Below are 16,661 nucleotides of genomic sequence, written 5' to 3' on the forward strand. Positions count from 1 at the left end.
ACCATCGGGCGCGGGGGCGGATGATGTCGTGCATGCGCGTATACATCCGGCCCCCGCAGCCCGGCGACGAGACCGTCTACCGTGAGGCGGTCCTCCGCTCCGCCGACCACCTCAGCCCCTGGAACCCGGTCGAGCCGGACGGGCTGCCCGATCTGCTGCGCCGTCAGGGCCCCGCCCTGCGCAGTTTCATGATCTTCGACAAAGAGGACGACGGGCTGGTCGGGCGCGTCAACGTCGCCAACATCGTCCGCGCCCGCTTCTGCAACGGCGCGCTCGGCTACGACAGTTACGTGCCGTACGCCGGGACCGGGCGCATGACCGAGGGGATGCGGCTGATCGTCGACCGGTGCTTCGCCAGTGCGCCGGAGGGGCTCGGTCTGCACCGGCTGGAGATCAACGTCCAGCCCGACAACGACCGTTCCATCGCGATGGCGCGCCGTCTCGGCTTCCGGCACGAGGGGTTCTCGCCGCGCATGCTCTTCCTCGACGACGCCTGGCGGGACCACGAGCGGTTCGCCATGACGGCCGAGGAATGGCAGACGCCCGAACTGGACCTCGTCGAGCGGGGCGTCGCGAGCGACGAACGGGCGGGCGTCCGTCAGGAGGAGCGCCAGGGGCAGGGCAGGCCCTGACCTGACTGCCTCCGGGCGGTCGGTGACCCCGTCCGCCCCTCCCCGGCCGGCGCTCAGCACCTCCGGTTCTTGCTCTCGGTGGACGAACGCGGAAGTCCCGCCAGGTGATAGATGTACTGTGCACGTCACCCGGAGTGGTGTCGCGGGAACAGACGAGCTTCCCGGTGACCCCACGTCACCCGCGCTACGACTGACCGGAGAGCCCTGTGCGCACTCGATCCGCCTTCGTTGCAATGAGTCTCGCGGCCGCGGCGCTGACCGCCGCGGTCCCCGTCCCCGCCGTCGCGGCCTCCGGCGCACCGCACGCCCCGGAGGCCGCCGCCGCTCCCCACGCACCTGCCGCGAAATGCCCGCAGCTCGACAAGAAGCTGGAGTGGTACGGGCAGAACCGGTCAGCGCTCCAGCGGCTGATCGACGAGCGCGGCACGTGCGGCCGTTCCGAACGTGCCGGCGGCTCCAGCCACCGCCCCGTCGCGGCGTTCGACTGGGACAACACAGTCGTGAAGAACGACACGACAGACGTCACGCTCGTGTGGGCCCTCCAGCACGACAAGATCCTCCGCCCGAGGAGCTGGAGCGACACCAGCAAGTGGCTCACTCCCGCCGCCGACCGCGCGCTCACCGAAGCGTGCGGGACGTCGGTCCCCGTCGGCAGCCCGCTGCCCACGTCCACGGACGCCGACTGCACCGACGAGATCTTCGAGATCCGCACCGAAGCGCAGACGATGGACGGCGACCCGGCCTTCGGCGGCCGCTGGAACCACCGCCGCACGGTGCCCGAATACGCCTGGGTGGCCCAGCTGTTCGCCGGTCACACGCCGCGGGAGGTCTCCGCGTACGCGGAAGCGGGGCGGAAGAAGAGCCTCGCCGCGCCGGTGGGCAGCGAGATGAAGGTCGGGACGCACACGATGCCCGCGTACGTGCGCTACTACCCGCAGCAGAAGGACCTGATCCGCACGCTCCAGCGGGCCGGATTCGAGGTGTACGTCGTCTCCGCGGGCGTCGAGTACGCCGCCGAGGCGTGGGCCAAGGGCGTCGGCGTCGACGCCGAGCACACGATCGCCATCCGCAGTGTCCTGCGGGACGGCCGCATCACCTACCGCAACGAGGGCTGCGGCGGCGAGCCCGCGAGCAGGGGGGAGACCATCCCCTACATCGACGGCAAGCGCTGCTGGATCAACCAGGACATCTACGGGATCGACGGCCCGGCGGCGTGGGAGCGTCAGGACAGCGCACGGCGCATCGCCCTGGGCGGAGGCGACGCCGACACCGACGTCACCTTCGTGCGTGACGCCACGGGGGCGCACCTCGTCCTCAACCGGAACAAGGACGAGATCATGTGCCGCGCCTACGACAACGCGGACGGCCGCTGGCTCGTGAACCCCATGTTCATCGAACCGCTGCCGCGGAAGGCGTCGCCGTACCCCTGCGCCACCTCGGGATACATCAACGAGGACGGATCGCTCTCCGCGATGCGCCGTCCGGACGGCAGCATCGTGCCCGATCAGCGGGACCGCGTCTTCGGCTGATGCGCACCGCCGCGTGACGGAGCGGTGCGTTGGCCGCGCGTCACCGCTGCAGTGCGACCGCCGGTAGGCCGCTGTTCGTCCCGTCACGCACGCAGCGGCATACCGGCGGCGAGCTCGCCGGGATCGAGACCCAGGAAGCGGGCGGCTGTGGCCCCGACGTCGGCCAGGCCGCCCGCCTCCGCGAGGACCTCTGTCCGTGCTGCGCCCGGCCGGTGGATGAGCACCGGGACGTACTCGCGGGTGTGGTAGGCGTGTCCGATTGTCGGGTCGTTCCCGTGGTCGGCCGTGACGATCAGACGGTCGCCGGGACGGCACAACTCCTCGACCAGTGCGCCGAGTCCGGCATCCACCTGCTCCAGCACGCTGCCGTAGCGCCGGGCGTCCTGCTGATGGCCCGCCAGGTCGGTCTCCTGGACGTTGGCCACCACCAGCAGCCCGCCCACGCCCGGCAGCCGGCTGCCGGGGCCGTCCGGCACGTCGTCCCGCAGCACCGCGAGCGTGTGCGCCAGCACCTCGTCCGTACGCACCGCGGGCAGGCGTACCGCCGAGTCGCACGACAGGATGTCGGCCGCCTTTCCGACCAGCGCCACCGCGGCGCCCGCCCGGGCAGCCACCTCCGGGAGCTGACGTGCGTGGTCCGTCGGGGCGCCCAGGTGCTGCACCTGCAGGCCGCCGTTGCGGTAGAAGCCGGTCGCCGGGGTGTCCAGCCCCACGGTGCCGCCGTCGCCGGGCCGTACGTACGCCGGAAGCGGCCGGTCCGCGTGACCGCCCACCGCGATGACCCTGGCCACCGGGGCCACGGCACGGACCGTGCGGGCGAGGGCGAGGATCTCCGCGAAAGGCAGGTCCTGGAGCCGTCCGGAGACGTTCCAGTTGATGCCGGGGTCGGCCTCCAGGTTGTCGTGCACGAGCACACGGCCGTCGACCACTGCCAGCGGCTGGCCGTCGAGCAGCTCGACGTGGTGGCCCGCCTTCTCGGCGGCCGCGGTCACCTCGGGCAGGAACCGGCCGAGGTTCGCGACGGTGACCTGGCTGAAGTCGGCTCCCGTCAGCGTCTGATGGCCGGCGTAGGTGTCCGCTCCGGGGTAGCCGAGACCCGCCCGTGCGACGGCGACCGGCAGCTCCGTCCCTCTGGCGAGATCGGGGTGGGGGTGCAGCAGACCGAGACCCAGCGCGCCCAGCACGGGCAGACGCAGCGCTGTACCGCGTTCGCTGCGGCAGTGGTCGAGCAGGTGGCCCAGGGTGTCCGCCGCCCGGTCGCCCGGACGGAGTTGTCCGGCGTCCGGCATGGCGCCGATGCCGAGGCCGTCGACGACGACGATCACCGTCCTGCCCGCCGCCAGTCCGCCCGTCACAGGGCACCTCCGAGCGGGCCGTACAGTCCCGTCAGTTCCGGTGCGCCTGAGGAGAGACCTGAGACGACCGCCACGTTGCTGCGTGTGACGAAGATCTGGGTGCGGAAGGCCAGCACTGCTGTGTCGCCCGCGCGTACATCTGGGGGTGCGGAACGGGGAGCGCCGTCCGCCTGGCCGTGGTTCGGCGCGGACAGCAGCCGGTAGTAGTCGATGTTCTCCGCCGGGACACCGCCGACGCGAAGCCGCGTGCCGGTCCGGTACAGCAGCGCGTCCCTGATGTCTGCCCGGGGATAGAAACCGCCTCCGTACAGTGCGGGGCGGCCGTCTGCGAGCGTGTGGGAGACCTCGGTGACGTAGACGTACGCAGGACGCTCGGGCTGTTCCCGGTCGAGCGCGTGCAGCGGCGTCGTCCCGGTGAGCGCGTGACCGGGTTCTCCGTGCGTCGCGCCGAGATCCGACAGCAAGGGGAGGCTCGTGACGCAGGTGGCGCTCGGAGCGCTGAGCCTCAGGCCGGTGTGCCCGCGCCCGGCCAACTGTGCGCGCGCTTTCCGGAGCAGGGCGAAGGTCGTCGTCGGCTGCGGAGTACCCGTCCGGGGATCGCACAGCAGACACGGGAAGCCCGTCACACCAGCGATACGGATTCCCGGCAGAGCCTCGGCCGCCTCGGCGAACGAGTCCAGACGCTCCAGCGGTACGCCGCCCTCCTGCCCGGGATAGACGGACTCGGGGTCGCCCTCGATGCGTACCAGCACGTCCTGGACGGTGTTCTGACGGACGGCCTCCGCCGAGACGGCGCGAGCGTTGTCCGTGTCGAAGACGGTCACGTACGCCGGCCTCCAGCCCAGTACCTCAGGCAGCGCACGCCGCGGGATCTGGACCAGGTGGCCCACGTTGCCGGGGCGGGCTCCGGCGGCCTTCAGCGCACGCGCCTCCGGGGCGTCGATGGCCGCGGCCTCGGGCAGGTGGCGGGCGACGGCCCGGATCAGTTCCGGGTTGCGGCCCAGATGCTTGACGACGAACCAGAGCCCGAGCCCCAGCCGCTGTGCCTCACGGGCCAGCAGCTCGGCGTTCGCCTCCACCGCGTCGCGGTCGACCACATAGGTGTCCGGGGGGATCGCGCCCTTGTCGTGCAGTGCGGCCGCTGCCTCGGCCAGTTCGGGGTTGCGGGCGAGGACGGTGTCGAGGAACAAGATCAGCCCTTCCGGACGGCGGGCAGGTCGTGCGCGGCGAAGAGGTCTTCGAGGCTCCGCCTCAGGATGTGGATCACGAGGTCCGCTCCAGCTCGCATGGGGTTGATCCGTACGGTCCAGTCGGCCAGTTCGGGTGCGTCGTCGAGCGAGGAGCTGGACATGCGGTAGAAGAGCGGCGCGATCTCGTACCGCGAGTTGGAGCCGACCGGGTACGGGGCGGCCCCGTGGCGGGCGGCGAACGTCGGCAGTTCGCGGGCGACGGGGTGTTCGAGGCGCACCAGGAGGCACCGGTCCTGCGCGTTGGCGATGCGCACTTCTGCCACTCCGGGGACCTCGCCGGCCTGCAGCCGCTGTGCGACCTCAGCGCCGGTGCGCGACTGCACGGCCCACATGACGGGCACGTGCGTCAGCGCACGCAGGGCGTCGAGGGCCTGGTGCCCCTGTACCTGGCCGCCTCCCGAGTAGTTGTCCGCGCGCACTCCGGCGATGACTTCTTGAGCGCCGACGACCGCACCGACCCCCTCCGGGCCGTGCAGTTTGAACAGGGAGAAGCAGGAGACGTCCGCGCCGAGTTGGACTCCGCAGGAAGGCACGCGGAAGACGGAGTAGTTGTCGTCGACCACTGAGCGCACACCCGCCGCCCTGAAGGCCGCGAGGACCTCGCCCGGGGAGTAGGAGTCGCCGAGGCGCTGCCGGGTGTGCTGCAGGTAGGCGTAGCGGAAGCGGCCGCCGGCGAGAGCCCGGTCCAGTTCGTCCCGGTCGTTGAAGTCCACGTCCACTGTGCGGACGCCCAGACCGCGCAACGTGACTTCAGTGGTGCGGTAGACAGGCGCCCTGTGGATGAGCAGCTCCTCCCCGGCGGGGACCGCCGCGGAGAGCGCGGCGCGGATCGCTCCCGTACCGGCCCCCTGCACGAGCGCCGCATCCTCCGTACCGAAGAAGTCGGCCAGCACCGCCTCGACGCGTGCAGTCGTACGCGGCCTGCCCAGGCCCGGCACCACTCCCGCGTCCGGCTCGAACAGCTGCTGACCCTCGAAATGGCGTGCCGTGCACTCCATGAGGCGGAACTGCTGTTGGATCGCCTCGTCCAGCAGGACAGTGGGCAGCGGGAAAGTCTGCGGCAGTCGCACGTCCATCTCACAGCTCCTCGCTGTCCGGCTGATCTGTCCGGCTGTCTCCGCCCGCCAGGAAGCGCAGCGGATTGCGCCGCGTCAGCAGATCGATGACTGCCTCGTCGGCCCCCGCCGCCCGTACCTGCGGCAGGAAGGACCGGAAGAGATGGCCGTACCCCGCCCCGCCCTCGCTGCGCAGATAGCCGAACCGTGACACGTCGCAGCTGAGCAGCACTCTGTCCGCGTGACCGGCCTCCAGCAGCGCCAGCAGCAGCCGCAGCCGCGTCCGGTCGCTCTGGTAGCTCTCCTTGCCGATCGTGTCCAGGGCGACGTACGCGCCGGCGGCTGCCAGCTCGCGGTGGACCGCCGGGTCGTCGAGCAGGTCCTGGTGCCCGATGCTGATGCGGTGCGGCGGAACGCCCGCCTTGGTGAGCAGGTCCAGCTGTGCGAGGCCGCCGCGTCCCAGCTGCGCGTGCGTGGCGACGGACAGCCCTGTCGCCACTGCCGCGCACGCAGCCGCTGACAGCGTCCGGGTCTCCGCGCTGCTCGGTTCGTCGCCGTGGCTGCCCACCTCGCCGATGACTCCGGGCCGCACTCCCGTCGAGCCGATGCCCTCCCGGACGTCCCTCACCAGCAAATCGGCCAACTCGGTCTCGCTCAGGGACGCGACGTCCCGGGGGTGGAACCGTTCGTAGTACCAGCCTGTCGCGGCGATCACATCCACACCGGACCGCTGGGAGATCTCGGCGAGCGTCTTCACGTCGCGGCCCATGCCACGGCAGGTCAGTTCAACGACGAGCGAGAGGCCGTACGTGTCGCGCAGTTCGGCCAGTTCGACGGCGACGGGTCCGCGGTGATCAGGACCGAGCACCGCTGCGGTGTCGGTCTCGCGTGACAGGTCCAGAGCGAGATGCTCGTGCGCGAGGACCGGCCCGTCCACGAGCGCCGGCGACAGTTCCCCGGCCACGGTGCGCAGCAGCGCTCCCGGGGCCGCCTGCGCGGACGGTTCGACGGCGGACGAGGCCGCTGACTGCCGGGGACGGTACGGCTCGTGCATGGTGCTGGTGCCTTCCTGAGGGCCGACGGCGCGGCCGGCCGGGACGCGTACGGCTGCCCCCGTCAGCCCTTGACCGGTGTGAACAGGTCCAGCCAGTGCAGAAGGTTGAGCAGCACACCGCCCACCAGCACAGCGGCGGGGGCGGCGGCCATCCGTACCACTACCCGTCCCATGGCCTCGTTCAGCAGATACAGACCGCCCACGATCAGGATGCCGAGGCCGCCGCCCATCGTGTTGGCGGCCAGCAGGGACCCGAACAGGATGGCCAGCCAGAGGCTTTCGCTGATCGCGTTGCGCAGATGCTCGGACGAGTCGCGTACGGACGGCAGCCTGCCGAGCATCTTCCCGATCCACGACAGCGCCAGCACCTCCACGGCGAAGATCGCGGCGCCCGCCAGCAGCGCGAGCCATGGACTCGGCAGCAGATATCCGACCGGGTAGACGAACGTGAAGCCGGCGATCGCGTACGCACCGGAGGCGAGCGCCGTGGTGGCGATCAGGGGGATGAACCCGAAGACGCGGTAGAAGTCGACCTGCGCGGCACCCGAGTAGTCCCCGTCGGCTATCAGGAAGCTCGTCGCCTCGCCACCGCCGAAGACATGCATCTGCGCGAGCAGGCAGACGCCCGCACCGAGCACCATGAAGATCGGAAGATGCCGCCGCAGCCGCGCTGCGCTCGCGCTGAACAGCGACTGCATCGGGTCGTCGACAGGAGCGTCCTGCCGCGACGTGCCGTCCTCCTGCCCGTCCGCCTCCGCCGCGGCCTTCTCCGCCCGCTCGGCGCGCCTCTGCCGCATGTCCTTGGCGACGGCGAAGCCGATCAGCGTGACCACTCCGACCGCCATCGCCGGAGCGCCCGGGAAGACGTCCGGCCAGAGCTTCATCGTCACGATCACCAGCGCCAGTTCCACCACGCCCGCCACGGCGCCGCGGAGCCTGCCGAACTGCCGGGTGATGGCCAGGACCGGGAAGAGCGTGAACAGGAAGAGGATCGGCGTCGACATCTCCTGCATGGCGGTGAGGAAGTCGACGGGCAGGTCGTGCGCCGCCTCGTTCGCACCGTTGAGCCCGAAGATGATCACAGCGCCCCACGCGCCGCCCAGCAGCGGGGCGATCCACTTCTTCGGCGAGAGGATGCCGAGCACGTCGGTCGGCAGGAAGAGCAGCCAGGGGTTGAGCACTCCGGTGGAGAGCGCCATCGGCGCGCCGAGTCCGAAGATGAACCCCGCGGACAGTCCGAAGGAGACAGCGGTCGTGGCGTTCCGCGTGCTGTTGCCCTGGATGAAGTCCAGCATGAAGGGCCGCACGCCGTCGTTGAACACGGCCAGTGCCATGTGGGATATGAGGGCCGTCAGCGCACACAGGACGACGACGGTGATCTGCTGCGCCGGCGACAGGTCGAGACTGTGCTTGCCCGCGCTCACCGCGCCGGCCAGAAGGGTGCTCACAGGGCTGCTCCTTTGGACCCGGTGTAGCGGTCAGGGGGTTCGGGCGGAGAGTGGTCAGGCGTTGCGTGCTGCGATGGCATGGGCGATCACCGGTGCCGTGTCGGAGATCTGGTCCATGCCGAAGCCGAAGACCTTCTTGCCGCTGTCGAGGAGTTCCGCGACGTCCTCCTCGGTGGGGACGCGCCGTCCGAAGGTGTGGCACGTGCCACTGCCCAGCACCCCGAGCAGCACACCCAGGGAGGCTCCGGCTCCGGTGTGGCAGGTGCCCAGGTAGTAGTCGGCCTGGCCGGCGCGCAGCTTCATCGCGGCCTCCATGTCGCTGGAGACGGTGATCTCAAGCCCGCCGATGCCCAGCTCGCCGAGCGTTTCGGCGACTTGGGCCTTGCCGACGCCACCGGTGAGGATCCTCGTCACGGCGGTTTCCTTTCTGCTGTACGCGGCTTCGCTGCCGGTGTGGTCCGGACCGGTGTCAGTCGTTCGTGTGCTCGGGCGCGGCCTGCGCCATCGGTGAACGCCGGTCGAGCACGGCCATGTGCAGTGCCAGGTATGCGACTTCGGAGGGGGGAAGGGAGGCGCTGAGTCTCTGCTCGGCGCGGTCGGCGATCCGCTGTGCCGTATCGACCGCCGTCGGCACCTCGGCGAGTTCGGCGGCGATGGCCTCCTGCCCGTCGGGCGCTTCGACCGGCTCGCCGTTCTGCGCCCTGTGCAGCGCCATCATCAGATGGCTGGTGAGCATCCCCGCGGTCTCCTCGGTGACGGTGCGGCCCTCACCGGCCAGTGCCTCCAGCTCCGCACGGACGAAGTCGGCCACTTCGGCGCGCACTTGACCGCTCTCCCGGAACAACTGGATCCGAAGGGCCAGCTTCTCCTCCATGGCATGTCCTTCCGCGGGTGCTCCCACCAGGCATGACAGTAACCAGGATTCTGGATTTTGAGGACCCCCGGTGCTCTGCTTTCTCAGTACAGCGGTACGCGTTCTCCCCGCAGCACCTCTCCCTGCACGCGCGTGACGAGCTCGAAGTCCAGCGAGGAACGCACCGTCTCCAGGGCGTCACCCTCGCCCGCCCGCCCGATCAGGGCGGCGCTGGAATTGCGCTGCGCGAGCTCGCGGTCGATCTCCTCGCGCAGAGGCATCACTTCGACGTCCGGGCCGAGGTGGTCGCTCACCTCGTCGAGGTTCCACACCGTCGCGTCCACGCGCTCGCGTGCGAAGAGCCCGCGCAGCTGCATGTAGGACGACTCCACCCACTCGACGTCCTCGCGCCCCGCGAATGCGCGGGCGGTCAGCATCCGCAGGTCCTCGGAAGAGGAGTCGACCGCGACGCGGAGCCCCTTCGTCTCCAGCGCGACGCCACGGCGCAGCAGAAGACCGTGAGATCCCACGTACGTGCCCGGTCCCAGGTCCGCGAGAAGTTCCACTGGGTGGTCGGCGGTGAGCCGGTCCGCGGCGAAGCGGGAGAGGACGACGAGGTCCGCCTTGTGCTCGAGGAGCGCCGCCAGGCGCGTGGAGGCACCCCGCATGAACGTGACGGCGAACGGTGCCCCGGCCTCCTCGAAGGCGGCCTTGAGCCCGGTGGCCAGCCCTTCGTACCGGTGCGAGTACGGCAGCGGCATGGCCGCGAGGAGCGTGCCGAGGCCCGCCAGCCGCCACAGGGCGGCACGGTCGGACCGTATGAGGAACGTGCCCAGGTGTCCGCGCGCCTTCGTCTCGACGGCACCGGCCTCCTCCAGCAGCTGCAGCCCTGCCTGCACGGTCCCGTTGCCCACCTTCAACTCGCCGGCGAAGTCGCGCAGCCTCGGAAGACGGCTCTGGGGTGCGTGATTCAGCAGCAGCGCAGCCAATTGGCGGGCGGCCATGCCGTTACGAGTCAGGAAACGCTCGTCGGCGTGGTGAGGCATGGGCGGATAGTAATCAGAATCCCGGATATTGCCAATGAGCTGGGGATACCCCGGTTGATGGGGCTCCGGGGTATGTCGGTATGGTCACCCAGGTGTACCGATCGCTACCGACCGGGTCTATCCGGAGGTAGGTCCCGGTTGTGTCGGCTGTGTGGATTCTCCACGATTCCGTCACGACTGCCCGCTCGGAGTATCTCGGGCAGGGACTGACCGGTACGTGCAAATTATTTAGGTTGCCCCGGAATCGGAACACTGAGGCGGTCCGACTCGTTGAGCACGACGTGAGCACGACACCACCTGTCCTCGCCGCCGAGCTGGCAGCTGCTTGGGCCGACATTCAAAGGCACCACTCCGAGCTGCCGGACCTCGCTGCCCCCGAATCACTGATCGGAGAGTCCTCGTCCGCATGCGGCAGCGGACTCTCCTTCGAGCGGCTGCTGCACGAGGCCGTTCACGGCATCGCCGCCGCGCGCGGCATCCGTGATACGTCCCGCGCGGGCCGCTACCACAACCGCAGATTCCTCGCGATCGCCGAGGAACTCGGCCTCGTACACCCCGAGGAGCCACATCCGAGCAGCGGTTTCTCGCTCGTCACTCCCTCTCCCGATACCAGACGGCGCTACCGCCCCACCAGCGAGCGCCTTCAGCGGGCGCTGGCGGCATACAGCGCGGCGACGGAGACCGACACAGGAAGCAGCTTCCGCGGGCCTGCCGCACGGCACGGCTCGTCCGGCGGCGGCGTGAGGGTCAAGGCCGTGTGCGACTGCGGACGGAACGTCCGCGTAGTGCCCTCGGTCCTGGCGCAGGCGCCGATCATGTGCGGAGCCTGCGGCAAGCAGTTCCGCATTCCCGAGACGGCGGGCGAGCAGGCCCCCGCGGCGGGGAGAGTCCAGGCGGTCGCCGCCGCTGTCGGCTGATGTGCGCCGGGCGCGCAGGAGTGCGCCGGCAGGGTCGGTGCGTCACGCGGCGCGGTGTCTCGTCATGAGGGAGGCCGGCGGGCCGAGCGCTCTGCCGGCCTCGCCTGATGCCCGCCTTGCCTGATGCCTGCCTTGACCCGGCCTCGGTGATCGGGGGACGCGTCCCGCCGCTCCGAGCCGCGGAGTTGTCGCGTCCGCAACGTCGCGGGCGGCGTCCTGTGACGCCGCCGGGCGGGGGCCCCGGAGCGTGGCGCGGGGCCCGTAGGGCAGGTTCGGCCACCCGGGTCAGGTATGGCATCATGGGCGGCTGTACTCGACAGTCGCACAGGACCCCTCTCTCCTCCGACTGACGCGTCCATCGGACATCCGGGTACCGCAACCCCACGTGGCCACCCGTCGTGTCCACCCACGTCAAGACCAGGAGACACCACAGCAGTGGCAGTCAAGATCAAGCTGAAGCGACTGGGCAAGATCCGTTCGCCGCACTACCGCATCATCGTGGCCGACTCCCGCACGCGCCGTGACGGCCGTGCGATCGAGGAGATCGGGCTCTACCACCCGGTGCAGAACCCTTCGCGCATCGAGGTCGACTCGGAGCGCGTCCAGTACTGGCTGGGTGTCGGCGCGCAGCCGACCGAGCCGGTCGCGGCCATCCTCAAGGTCACCGGTGACTGGCAGAAGTTCAAGGGCCTGCCCGCCCCCGAGCCGATGAAGGTCGCCGAGCCCAAGGCGGACAAGAAGGCCCTCTTCGAGGCAGCCGCCAAGGAGTCGGCGGACGAGCCCAAGGGTGAGGCGATCACCCCGAAGGCCAAGAAGTCCGACAAGAAGGCGGACGAGGCCGGTAAGGCCGAGTCCTCCGACGAGTCGACCGGGGCCTGAGCATGCTCGAGGAGGCCCTCGAGCACTTGGTTAAGGGCATCGTCGACAATCCCGACGAGGTGCAGGTCGAGTCCCGCACCCTGCGTCGTGGCCGTGTGCTGGAGGTCCGGGTCCACCCGGACGACCTCGGCAAGGTCATCGGCCGCAGCGGCCGCACGGCTCGCGCCCTGCGTACCGTCGTCAGCGCCCTCGGCGGCCGTGGCGTCCGCGTCGACCTCGTCGACGTCGACCAGGTCCGCTGAGCGGTCCCGAAGCAGTACCGGCGCGGGCCGGGGACGGCAACTGGCCGTCTCCGGCCCGCGTTCGTGCAAGGCCCGCCTCCCGCTGCGTTCACCCGCCGGCCCGCCCTCAGGGGCGTGAGGAGGAGCTGAACGTACCGGCGGCCGGGCGGCGGCGGGCAGTTGGACACTACGAACCTACGAACGTGTAAGCACGGAGAGGGCACAGTGCAGCTAGTAGTCGCACGCATCGGCCGCGCCCACGGCATCAAGGGCGAAGTCACCGTGGAAGTACGGACCGACGAGCCGGAATCGAGGCTCGGTCCGGGCGCGGTGCTCTCCACGGACCCGCCGGAGGCCGGACCGCTCACCATCGAGCGCGGACGGGTCCACAGCGGGCGGCTCCTGCTGCGCTTCGAGGGCGTGAACGATCGCACTGCGGCAGAGGCGTTGCGCAACACGCTGCTCATCGCCGAGGTCGACCCGGAGGAACGCCCCGAGGACCCCGACGAGTTCTACGATCACCAGCTGATCGATCTCGACGTGGTGACCCGGGGCGGAACGACCGTCGGCAGGGTCGAGGAAGTGGCGCACCCGCCCGGGCAGGACCTGCTGGTCGTCCGGCGCGAGGACGGCAGCGAGGCGCTGATCCCGTTCGTCACCGAGATCGTGCCCGAGATCGATCTGGACGCGCAGCGCATCCTCGTCGACCCGCCCCCGGGACTGCTCGACGAAGGTGACGCGGAGCCCGAGAGCCACGCCGCGACGCCTGAAGGGGACGTGCGGAACGGCAGCGAGCCCCCTACGTCCCCGGACGGGGAGGACGGCGCACGGTGAGGATCGACGTCGTCACCATCTTCCCGGAGTACCTGGAGCCGCTGAACGTCTCCCTCGTCGGCAAGGCCCGCGCCCGCGGGCTGCTCGACGTACGCGTGCACGATCTGCGCTGCTGGACACACGACAAGCACCACACCGTGGACGACACCCCCTACGGCGGCGGGCCGGGCATGGTCATGAAGCCCGAGCCGTGGGGCGAGGCGCTCGACGAGGTCCTCGGCTCCGCCTCGACCGACGCCGCGCCTCCCGTGCTGATCGTGCCCACCCCCAGCGGAAGGCCCTTCGACCAGGAGCTCGCGGTCGAACTCTCCGCAAGCCCGTGGCTCGTCTTCACGCCCGCACGGTACGAGGGCATCGACCGTCGCGTGATCGACGAGTACTCCGAACACGTGGATGTGCGGGAGGTCTCCGTCGGCGACTACGTACTCGCCGGAGGGGAGGCACCGGTCCTGGTGATGGTGGAGGCGATCGCCCGGCTGGTGCCGGGTGTGCTGGGCAACGTGGAGTCGCACCGTGACGACTCCTTCGCAGCCGGTGCGATGGCGGACCTTCTGGAGGGCCCGGTCTACACGAAGCCGCCGGAGTGGCGGGGCCGCGGTATCCCGGAGGTGCTGCTCAGCGGGCACCACGGCCGGATCGCCCGGTGGCGCCGCGACCAGGCACTGGCCCGTACGAGCGCCAACCGGCCGGACCTCATCGCCCGGTGCGACCCGGCCGCGCTCGACAAGCACGACCGCGCGACGCTCGAAGAGCTCGGCTGGAGCAAGGGCGAGGACGGCCGATTTTGGCCGACAGGGAAGCGCGTGGAAGAATAGGCGGCTGCTCCACACCCGGCGCGGCGACCCTGCCACAGGGGGACCGACGCCCGCACGGAGGTGGCGCTCCCCAATCACCATCACGATTATTCCGCTGATGACCTGTGGCATCAGCGAGGAAAGCAGACGGTCATGTCGCAGCTTCTCGACCAGGTCGACGCCGCCTCCCTCCGTGAGGACCTCCCGGCCTTCCGCCCCGGTGACACGGTCAACGTGCACGTGCGCGTCATCGAGGGAAACCGCTCCCGTGTCCAGCAGTTCAAGGGCGTCGTCATCCGCCGCCAGGGCGCGGGCGTGCGTGAGACGTTCACCGTCCGCAAAGTGAGCTTCGGTGTCGGCGTCGAGCGCACCTTCCCGGTGCACACCCCGATCGTGGAGAAGATCGAGGTCGTGACCCGTGGTGACGTCCGCCGCGCCAAGCTCTACTACCTGCGTGAGCTCCGCGGTAAGGCCGCCAAGATCAAGGAGAAGCGCGAGAACTGATCGCCCTGTCGGCAGTCCGTCGGGCAGCTAGGCTTGCTGTTCGATGGCCACCGATGCGCAGCAGCAGGACGACGCGGAGCGCGACCGCGTCTCGAGCCCCGTGAGACAGGGGCGGAGACGCTGGTCACGCTCCGCTCGCCTGTCTGCGGGTGCGGCGTTGCTGCTCAGCGTCCTCTTGCTGGTCAGCGCTTTCGTGGTGCAGCCTTTTCTGATCCCCTCTTCTTCGATGGCCCCCACGCTCAAGGTCGGGGACCGCATCCTGGTCAACAAGCTCGCCTACCGGATCGGCAACTCTCCGGGCCGTGGAGACGTTGTGGTCTTTGACGGCAGGGAGTCGTTCGTCCAGGAGGAGGGGGACGACGGCAGTCCGGTAACCGGCTTCGTACGCAAGGCCGGTGCTGCGGTCGGCCTGATGAGGCCGGAGGAGACGGACTACGTCAAGCGTGTGATCGGCGTCGGCGGGGACCGGGTCCGCTGCTGCGACAGGCGGGGAAGGATCGAGGTAAACGGTGTTCCGCTCGACGAGGACTATCTGCACGAGGGTGATGATCCTTCAGCAGTACCGTTCGATATCGAAGTACCGCAAGGGCGGTTGTGGGTGATGGGGGATCACCGTTCCGATTCCAGCGACTCCCGGGCCCACCTCGGCGACCCCGGCGGCGGCACCGTGCCCGTGGAGCGGGTGATCGGCAGGGCCGACGGGATCGGATGGCCGATGGAGCGGTGGGGGTCGGTGCAGAGTACTGAGGCAGGTGCCCATGGCTGACCGCACGGGTCCCCTCTACGAGGGGCGCCAAGGTCCAGGCGGGCGGAACCGTTACGACTACGGAGTGCCGAGCGACGGCGACGGCAACCCCTTCGCCCGTCCCGGCCCCGTCCCCAACGGTGCGAACGGCACGGACAATTACGGCGGAAACGGTTACGGCCGCAACGGCTACGGCGCGAACGGCGCCCCTGCACCCAACGGCTCCTACGGCGGCAACGGCTACTCCGGGGAGTACGACTACAGCGAGCCGTTCGACTACTTCGGCACCTCGGCGGGCGCCGCTCCGCCGCCGTACAGCCCCGCGGCGGCCGGCTCCGCGGTGACGACGAGGGCTCCCGGTGCCGTCGGGCCGTCCCCGGCCTACGACCAGCCGCCCGGCCCGATGCCCCCCAACCTCACGGGGGAGACGATGCCGTTGGGCGTCGTCAACGCGCGTGCGGCCACCCTGGCGGGCCGCGAGACCAGGGACGAGCGGCTGGGCATTCCCACCGGGCCCAGCGGCGGCCGGGCGGAGCGGCGCCGGGCCGCGACGCGGGCCAAGCGGCGCAGAAGGCTGTCGATCACCAAAGAGATCCCGATTCTCGTGGTCGTCGCCCTGGCCATCGCGCTGGTGCTCAAGACGTTCCTGGTGCAGGCGTTCGTCATCCCGTCCGGCTCGATGGAGAACACCATCCGCGTCGGAGACCGGGTGCTGGTCGACAAGTTGACCCCTTGGTTCGGGACCAAGCCCCAGCGCGGAGACGTCGTCGTCTTCCAGGACCCGGGCGGATGGCTGCCGCCAGGTGAGCAGCGCAAGGAGGACCCGGTCGGGGTCAAGCAGGGCAAGCAGTTCCTCACCTTCATCGGGCTCCTGCCGTCGGACAGCGAGCAGGACCTGATCAAACGCGTGGTCGGAGTCGGTGGCGACAAGGTCAAGTGCTGTGATGCGAACGGCAAGGTGACGGTCAACGGCAAGCCGATCGAGGAGCCGTACCTCTTCCCGGGCAACAAGCCCTCGGAGAGCAAGTTCGACGTCACCGTGCCCAACGGGCGTGTCTTCGTCCTGGGCGACCACCGCTCCCGGTCCGCCGACTCCCGCTACCACCTGCGCGACAAGGGCGACGGCGCTGTTCCCGAAGAGATGGTCGTGGGACGCGCAGTGGTCATCGCGTGGCCGTTCGACCACTGGGGCAAGCTGGAGGAGACGGATGCGTTCTCCTCGGTCCCGCAGGCCGCGGGTGGAGCGACACCCCAGCAGGCAGCGGGTGACAACCGTGTGACGCAATATCCGATCCCTGCGGAACTCCCGCTCGTTATGGGTGTGGTGGGTCTGTCCCGGCTGTCGGGCAGGCGGCAGTGGATTCTGAGGAGTGATTGTGGGGGACTTGGCGGTCGGCGCTCGTTCCGGTTCCGGCGAGGGGGAGAACGAGGGCGATGGTGGACCGGAGGACAAGCGTCCTGACGCGCCCGGTCCCGGCCCCGAAGACCAGACCGCGGCGGACGACGCGCCGCCGACCGCAGAGAGAGGCAGTGACATCAGCGTGA

The 16,661-nt window shown here is 70.1% G+C and carries 16 protein-coding genes and 2 pseudogenes; 10 read left to right on the top strand and 8 right to left on the bottom strand.

Annotated features, from left to right (window positions below):
* Positions 1 to 20: 20 nt before the first annotated feature.
* Together H181DRAFT_RS15255 and H181DRAFT_RS15260 are read left to right on the top strand one after the other, a co-directional pair.
* Positions 21 to 536, top strand: a pseudogene (locus H181DRAFT_RS15255) (GNAT family N-acetyltransferase); the annotation flags it as partial.
* A 329-nt stretch (positions 537 to 865) separates the two neighbouring features.
* Positions 866 to 2,161: a haloacid dehalogenase-like hydrolase gene (locus H181DRAFT_RS15260; RefSeq protein ID WP_045864977.1), complete on the top strand. Its 1,296-nt coding sequence runs from the start codon at positions 866 to 868 to the stop codon at positions 2,159 to 2,161.
* 83 nt (positions 2,162 to 2,244) lie between these two features.
* Here the strand turns inward: H181DRAFT_RS15260 and H181DRAFT_RS15265 are convergent, their stop codons facing one another.
* The 8 genes from H181DRAFT_RS15265 to yhfZ all read right to left on the bottom strand — a co-directional run bounded on the left by H181DRAFT_RS15265 (position 2,245) and on the right by yhfZ (position 10,222).
* Positions 2,245 to 3,516: a phosphopentomutase gene (locus H181DRAFT_RS15265; protein ID WP_074467876.1), complete on the bottom strand. Its 1,272-nt coding sequence runs from the start codon at positions 3,514 to 3,516 to the stop codon at positions 2,245 to 2,247.
* Positions 3,513 to 4,706: an alanine racemase gene (locus H181DRAFT_RS15270; protein ID WP_045864978.1), complete on the bottom strand. Its 1,194-nt coding sequence runs from the start codon at positions 4,704 to 4,706 to the stop codon at positions 3,513 to 3,515. Before H181DRAFT_RS15270 ends, H181DRAFT_RS15265 begins: the two co-directional genes overlap by 4 nt.
* A gap of 2 nt (positions 4,707 to 4,708) precedes the next feature.
* Positions 4,709 to 5,842, bottom strand: a complete 1,134-nt coding sequence (locus tag H181DRAFT_RS15275; RefSeq protein ID WP_045864979.1) for an aminotransferase class V-fold PLP-dependent enzyme — start codon at positions 5,840 to 5,842, stop codon at positions 4,709 to 4,711.
* A gap of 1 nt (position 5,843) precedes the next feature.
* Positions 5,844 to 6,875 (bottom strand): phosphotriesterase family protein, encoded by a 1,032-nt coding sequence (locus tag H181DRAFT_RS15280; protein ID WP_078895753.1) that lies wholly within the window; start codon positions 6,873 to 6,875, stop codon positions 5,844 to 5,846.
* 62 nt (positions 6,876 to 6,937) lie between these two features.
* Positions 6,938 to 8,311, bottom strand: a complete 1,374-nt coding sequence (locus H181DRAFT_RS15285; protein WP_175439779.1) for a YhfT family protein — start codon at positions 8,309 to 8,311, stop codon at positions 6,938 to 6,940.
* 66 nt (positions 8,312 to 8,377) lie between these two features.
* Entirely contained in the window at positions 8,378 to 8,737 is a 360-nt protein-coding gene (locus tag H181DRAFT_RS15290) for a DUF2620 domain-containing protein (protein ID WP_045864981.1), read from the bottom strand.
* A gap of 55 nt (positions 8,738 to 8,792) precedes the next feature.
* Entirely contained in the window at positions 8,793 to 9,197 is a 405-nt protein-coding gene (locus H181DRAFT_RS15295) for a PRD domain-containing protein (RefSeq protein ID WP_045864982.1), read from the bottom strand.
* A gap of 83 nt (positions 9,198 to 9,280) precedes the next feature.
* Entirely contained in the window at positions 9,281 to 10,222 is a 942-nt protein-coding gene (gene yhfZ, locus H181DRAFT_RS15300) for a GntR family transcriptional regulator YhfZ (protein ID WP_045864983.1), read from the bottom strand.
* Positions 10,223 to 10,455: 233 nt separating this feature from the next.
* Here yhfZ and H181DRAFT_RS15305 point away from each other — a divergent pair, with 233 nt between their 5' ends.
* The 8 genes and pseudogenes from H181DRAFT_RS15305 (at position 10,456) to lepB (H181DRAFT_RS15340) (ending at position 16,650) form a co-directional block, all read left to right on the top strand.
* The gene (locus H181DRAFT_RS15305) at positions 10,456 to 11,139 is read left to right on the top strand and encodes a hypothetical protein (protein WP_175439775.1); all 684 of its coding nucleotides are present in this window, start codon (positions 10,456 to 10,458) and stop codon (positions 11,137 to 11,139) included.
* A gap of 435 nt (positions 11,140 to 11,574) precedes the next feature.
* Positions 11,575 to 12,018, top strand: coding sequence for a 30S ribosomal protein S16 (rpsP, locus tag H181DRAFT_RS15310; protein WP_045864985.1), 444 nt, complete (start codon positions 11,575 to 11,577; stop codon positions 12,016 to 12,018).
* A 2-nt stretch (positions 12,019 to 12,020) separates the two neighbouring features.
* Complete coding sequence (locus H181DRAFT_RS15315) at positions 12,021 to 12,260, top strand: RNA-binding protein (protein WP_028435408.1); 240 nt, start codon at positions 12,021 to 12,023, stop codon at positions 12,258 to 12,260.
* A gap of 204 nt (positions 12,261 to 12,464) precedes the next feature.
* On the top strand, positions 12,465 to 13,073 hold the full coding sequence (gene rimM / locus H181DRAFT_RS15320; protein ID WP_045864986.1) for a ribosome maturation factor RimM: 609 nt from the start codon (positions 12,465 to 12,467) through the stop codon (positions 13,071 to 13,073).
* The gene (gene trmD, locus H181DRAFT_RS15325; protein ID WP_045864987.1) at positions 13,070 to 13,888 is read left to right on the top strand and encodes a tRNA (guanosine(37)-N1)-methyltransferase TrmD; all 819 of its coding nucleotides are present in this window, start codon (positions 13,070 to 13,072) and stop codon (positions 13,886 to 13,888) included. The genes rimM and trmD overlap by 4 nt, the downstream gene beginning before the upstream one ends.
* 132 nt (positions 13,889 to 14,020) lie before the next feature.
* Entirely contained in the window at positions 14,021 to 14,371 is a 351-nt protein-coding gene (gene rplS, locus H181DRAFT_RS15330) for a 50S ribosomal protein L19 (RefSeq protein ID WP_045864988.1), read from the top strand.
* A 43-nt stretch (positions 14,372 to 14,414) separates the two neighbouring features.
* Complete coding sequence (lepB, locus tag H181DRAFT_RS15335; RefSeq protein ID WP_045864989.1) at positions 14,415 to 15,137, top strand: signal peptidase I; 723 nt, start codon at positions 14,415 to 14,417, stop codon at positions 15,135 to 15,137.
* A 409-nt stretch (positions 15,138 to 15,546) separates the two neighbouring features.
* Positions 15,547 to 16,650 (top strand): annotated as a pseudogene (lepB, locus tag H181DRAFT_RS15340) (signal peptidase I).
* Positions 16,651 to 16,661: the final 11 nt, after the last annotated feature.

Origin of the sequence: Streptomyces sp. WMMB 714 (assembly GCF_900090125.1) — a bacterium.
In the GTDB taxonomy this organism is placed as follows: domain Bacteria; phylum Actinomycetota; class Actinomycetes; order Streptomycetales; family Streptomycetaceae; genus Streptomyces; species Streptomyces daqingensis.

Excerpts from the sequence above, each read along its gene's own strand:
- lepB (WP_045864989.1), top strand. The coding sequence starts at position 14,415 with ATGGCCACCGATGCGCAGCAGCAGGACGACGCGGAGCGCGACCGCGTC.
- H181DRAFT_RS15275 (WP_045864979.1), bottom strand. The coding sequence starts at position 5,842 with ATGGACGTGCGACTGCCGCAGACTTTCCCGCTGCCCACTGTCCTGCTG.
- H181DRAFT_RS15280 (WP_078895753.1), bottom strand. The coding sequence starts at position 6,875 with ATGCACGAGCCGTACCGTCCCCGGCAGTCAGCGGCCTCGTCCGCCGTC.
- H181DRAFT_RS15260 (WP_045864977.1), top strand. The coding sequence starts at position 866 with ATGAGTCTCGCGGCCGCGGCGCTGACCGCCGCGGTCCCCGTCCCCGCC.
- H181DRAFT_RS15315 (WP_028435408.1), top strand. The coding sequence starts at position 12,021 with ATGCTCGAGGAGGCCCTCGAGCACTTGGTTAAGGGCATCGTCGACAAT.
- rplS (WP_045864988.1), top strand. The coding sequence starts at position 14,021 with ATGTCGCAGCTTCTCGACCAGGTCGACGCCGCCTCCCTCCGTGAGGAC.
- H181DRAFT_RS15295 (WP_045864982.1), bottom strand. The coding sequence starts at position 9,197 with ATGGAGGAGAAGCTGGCCCTTCGGATCCAGTTGTTCCGGGAGAGCGGT.
- yhfZ (WP_045864983.1), bottom strand. The coding sequence starts at position 10,222 with ATGCCTCACCACGCCGACGAGCGTTTCCTGACTCGTAACGGCATGGCC.